The following is a 4176-nucleotide window of genomic DNA, read 5'->3' on the forward strand; positions in this document are numbered from 1 at the left end:
ACGGTCGGGCCGGTGGTCGGGCCGGTGGCGGCCGGGCCGCTCATCCGCGGGTCCTCGCCTCGTAGTCGACCTTGAGCAGGCCACCGGCCTGCGGGCCGCTGATCCCGAACAGGTCGTCGAACCGTCGCTTGGTGATCGGGATGCCGGTGGCGGCGTCGGAGACGTGCACGCTGATCGCGAACGCGCCCAGCAGCTCGGGGATTTTCGGCACGGTGAAGTCCATGGTGAAGAGTCCGGGTTTGCTCGGTATGCCGCCGACGGGCGTCTCCATGAGCCAGATCGGCAGATCGTGCTGGCCGAGAACGTAGACGTGCAGGTAAATCCGTTCCGGCGCGTCCTGGGTGAGGTCGAGGGTGAGGGAGACGGTGAGTTTCTCACCCGGATCGAACTGCACCTGGGGCGGCCCGCCCGGATCCCGGGCGAAGGTCACCAGGACGGGACGGGCGGCGGCGACGTCGTAGGGCACCGGACCGTCCGAGGGCAGGCTGCCCAGGCGTTGCCGCAGCAGCCGGGTACCGATCTCCGGTGCGCCATCGAAGATCATCGACCCGGATTCCAGGACCAGGATCCGGTCGCAGATGCTTTCGATCAGGTCCAGGGAGTGGGTGACGAACAGGATCGTGCGTCCCTGCGTCCGGAACTGTTCGATCTTCGCCAGGCACTTCTTCTGGAACGCCTCGTCCCCGACCGCCAGCACCTCGTCCACGAGCAGGACGTCCGGGTCGACATGGACGGCCACGGCGAACCCGAGCCGGACGTACTGGCCGGAGGAGTAGTGCTTGACCTCATCGTCGATCTTGTGGGGAAGTTCGGCGAAGTCGACGATCGAGTCGAACATCCGGTCGATCTCGCGACGGGACAGGCCCAGCAGGGACGCGTTGAGGTAGACGTTGTCCCGCCCGGTCAGCTCGCCGTTGAAACCGGCGCCGAGTTCCAGCAGGGAGGCGATCCGCCCGCTGACCGAGATCTTACCGTGGGTCGGACGCAGGATCCCGGCCAGCACCTTCAGCAAGGTGGACTTGCCGGAGCCGTTCGCCCCGGCGAGCCCCACGGTCTGGCCGCGGCCGATCTCCACGTCGATGTCGCGCAGCGCCCAGAAGTCGTCCCCACTGGCCTGCCCGCGACGGACGAACAGCTCCTTGAGGCTGGTTGCCCGCCGATGGTAGGAGATGAACTTCTTGCTCACACCGGTCGCCCGGATCACCACCTGAGCACCCGGTGGGCCCTCCGGCGGTGTCGTTGCCGCCGCGTCCGCCGCGTCCGCCGCGTCCACGGTGCCGCCGGTCACGGCCGGTCCGGCTGGTGACTGCTGCGCTGGCACGTCTGTAAACCTTCCTCACTGCCTCCGCCGGCACGATCATGACGATTGTCGCGCCTGCTTCGGCCGGGTTCAGAGATCCTCGGCGAAGTCGGCCTGCATGCGGCGGAACACGTGTGTTCCCAGCCAGAGCAGGCCCAGCGACATCGCGCCCGCGATGGCAAGGTGCTCAAGGTAGAAGAGATATCCGGGGTCGGCCAGGATTCCCTGCCCGGTTGCGGGATTGACGGTCGGCCCTTTGTAGATCGCCCGTTGGAAGGTCGCGATGACCGTCGCCATCGGATTCAGGAAATAGATCCACGTCCACTCGTGCAGCAGTTTGCGGATCAGCCCGACCGGATACACGATCGGGTTGAGCCAGAACCACGCGAGCAGCGCCACCTCCAGCAGGTGCTCGGTGTCGCGATACCGGACGTTGAGACCCGACACGAGCATGGACAGGCCCACCGTGAAGGTCATCGCCACCGCGAAGGCCGGTACCAGCAGGAGCAGCTGGAGACCGACGAAGCCGTAACCCAGCGCCGCGACCACCACGAAGAGCACGGCGAGCTGCAGGACGAAGTGGACGACGGCGAATCCCACGGCGGAAAGCGGCAGCACCGGCAGCGGAAAGCGGACCTTCTTCACGAGGTTCGCGTTGAAGACCACGCTGCCGCTGGCCGCGGACGCGCTGGCGGAGAACGCGTTCCAGATCAGCAGGCCGGACATCAGATAGACACCGAAGCGCGGCACCCCGGCGCTCATGATGACCTGGAACACGAGGGTGTACACGGCGAGCAGCAGCAGCGGGTTTGCCAGTGACCAGGCGAACCCGAGGGTCGACCCCTTGTATTTGATCTTAAGATCCTTGCGGATCAGGTTGCGCAGCAGCTCCCAGCGGACCCGGGTCTGGGCGTGGCTGCGGCGAGCGAGCCTCCGCGACTCCGGACCCTGCTCGTCGTGGATCCGTTGCCGCGTCTCCGGCCGGGTCGCCGGCGTGGAGTGCTGATCAATCAGGTTCGACACCGACAACCTTCCGTGAGCTGTGCCGAGTGGGAAACGGGTCCGACGCTACCGAGAACACCTGATCGCACGGACCGGAGCACACCGCGTCGGGACGACACGGGGCCGGCTTGGGTACTCCGGTGACCGGACTTGGGTACTCCGGTGACTGGAGCTGCAGAGCCGATTCATAGTATCGGGGCCGTTCATTCAGCTCCGGCCGGTCGCCGTCCAGCTTGACCCGGATACCAGCCGGCCCGTCGGAGGTGGCCGCGCTGGCTGCCTGTGGAGGACGCCCGTGTTCACCGACGTCCGGATCCGTGAGGTCTGGTCCCAGCTGGAGTCCGGGGGGGCCGAGGTGCTGACTCTGGACGTGTTCGACACGTTGCTGCTGCGGCTCGTTCCCGAGCCCGCCCACGCCTTTCTGCTGCTCGGGCATCGGTTGGCCACGGCCGGACTGCTGCCGCCGTCGGTGTCTCCCGCGCAGTTCGCCCAGCTCCGGGTGCATGCCGAGACCAGGGCACGCGAGCGCAGCCAGGCCGGGCGCGGCACGCCGGAGGCTCGCCTGGACGAGATCTGGTCGGTGCTCGCGGCGGCGCTGCCGAACAGCGGCACCATTGATGATCTCGTCGCCATGGAGGTCACCCTCGAGCGGGACATCTGCCGGGCGGACCTGGCCGTGGCCGAACTGGCCGAACTGGCCATCACCAAGCTCGGCCGGCCCGTCTACCTGGTCTCCGACACCTACTTCTCCCCGGACCAGCTGCGCCGGCTGCTGCGCCGGCCGGAGCTTGCCGACATCAGGTTCACCCAGGTGCTCACCTCCAGCGACGCCGGGGTGAACAAGAGCAACGGCCTGTTCTCCCACGTGCTCACCGCAGCCGGTGTGGCGGCGTCCCGGATCATCCACCTCGGTGACAATCCGGTTGCCGACGTCGAAGGCGCCCGCGAGCATGGGATCCTCGCCGTCCACTACCCCAAGTACACCGGTGGGCTGGAGACGACGCTGGACCTGGAAGGGCTGCGGTCCCGACCCACCTCCGACACTCCCGTCGACCCGGTGCACGGCGACTACGGGGTGACCGCGATGCGGGCCCGGACCCTGCACCGGACCGACGCGGCCGCGGTCCCATCGGGTCTGCGACGCCACTGGGAGACCGGCGCGACCGTGTTCGGCCCGGTGTTCACCGGATTCGGCGAGTGGGCCGCCGAACGGGCCGCGGCCTACGGGGTCGACCGGGTCCACTGCCTCATGCGCGAGGGGGTGTTCCTCGCCCGCGTGCTGGAGGAGCCCGGGCACGACCGCGGGATCAAGACGTCCCCGCTGTGGGCCTCCCGGCAGGTGTGCGCGCTGGCCAACGTCTTCGAGGGCAGCCCCGAGGAGTTGCGCGGCTTCCTGACGCGGCGGCACGCCCCCAGCGTCGGGCAGCTGCTGCGCCAGCTCGGGGTGGGCGTGGAGGAGGTGGCCGGGCTCTCGGCGCTCGCCGGCAGGCGTCTGGACGTCCCGGGCCTGCGCGAGGAGACCCTCCAGGCGCTGTGCAACGACGAGCGGCTCCGCGGCGAGATCGTGACGACCGCGAGCCGCTTGCGTGAACGCTACCTGCGCTACCTCGACGCCCAGCTCGGTGAGGCGGACACGGTTGTCATCGTCGACCTGGGCTGGGGTGGCACCATCCAGGGTCTGCTGCACCGGCTGCTGGTGGCCTCCGGTCGTGAGGTGGAGATCGTCGGCCTGTATCTGGCGACCAACGCCGGCGCCCAGGTGCATCGCCTCTCCGGACTGCGCCTGGAAGGCTACGTCGCCTCCGGCGGCGAACCGGAGGCGCTGTTCGCTCCGGTGATGCGCAGCCCCGAAGTGCTCGAGCAGCTGTGCATGC

General features: G+C 68.6%; 3 protein-coding genes. 1 reads left to right on the plus strand and 2 read right to left on the minus strand.

Annotation, left to right across the window (positions count from 1 at the left end; all coding sequences use genetic code 11):
* Positions 1–40: 40 nt before the first annotated feature.
* Together DD1DGNOD_RS05915 and DD1DGNOD_RS05920 are read right to left on the minus strand one after the other, a co-directional pair.
* Positions 41–1273: an ABC transporter ATP-binding protein gene (locus DD1DGNOD_RS05915; protein ID WP_241251271.1), complete on the minus strand. Its 1233-nt coding sequence runs from the start codon at positions 1271–1273 to the stop codon at positions 41–43.
* 117 nt (positions 1274–1390) lie between these two features.
* On the minus strand, positions 1391–2323 hold the full coding sequence (locus tag DD1DGNOD_RS05920) for an ABC transporter permease (RefSeq protein WP_131765619.1): 933 nt from the start codon (positions 2321–2323) through the stop codon (positions 1391–1393).
* A gap of 274 nt (positions 2324–2597) precedes the next feature.
* Here DD1DGNOD_RS05920 and DD1DGNOD_RS05925 point away from each other — a divergent pair.
* Positions 2598–4176 (plus strand): HAD family hydrolase (locus DD1DGNOD_RS05925; RefSeq protein ID WP_430827761.1); only part of this gene is annotated, 1579 nt, incomplete at its 3' end.

Source organism: Candidatus Protofrankia californiensis (assembly GCF_900634765.1).
In the GTDB taxonomy this organism is placed as follows: domain Bacteria; phylum Actinomycetota; class Actinomycetes; order Frankiales; family Frankiaceae; genus Protofrankia; species Protofrankia californiensis.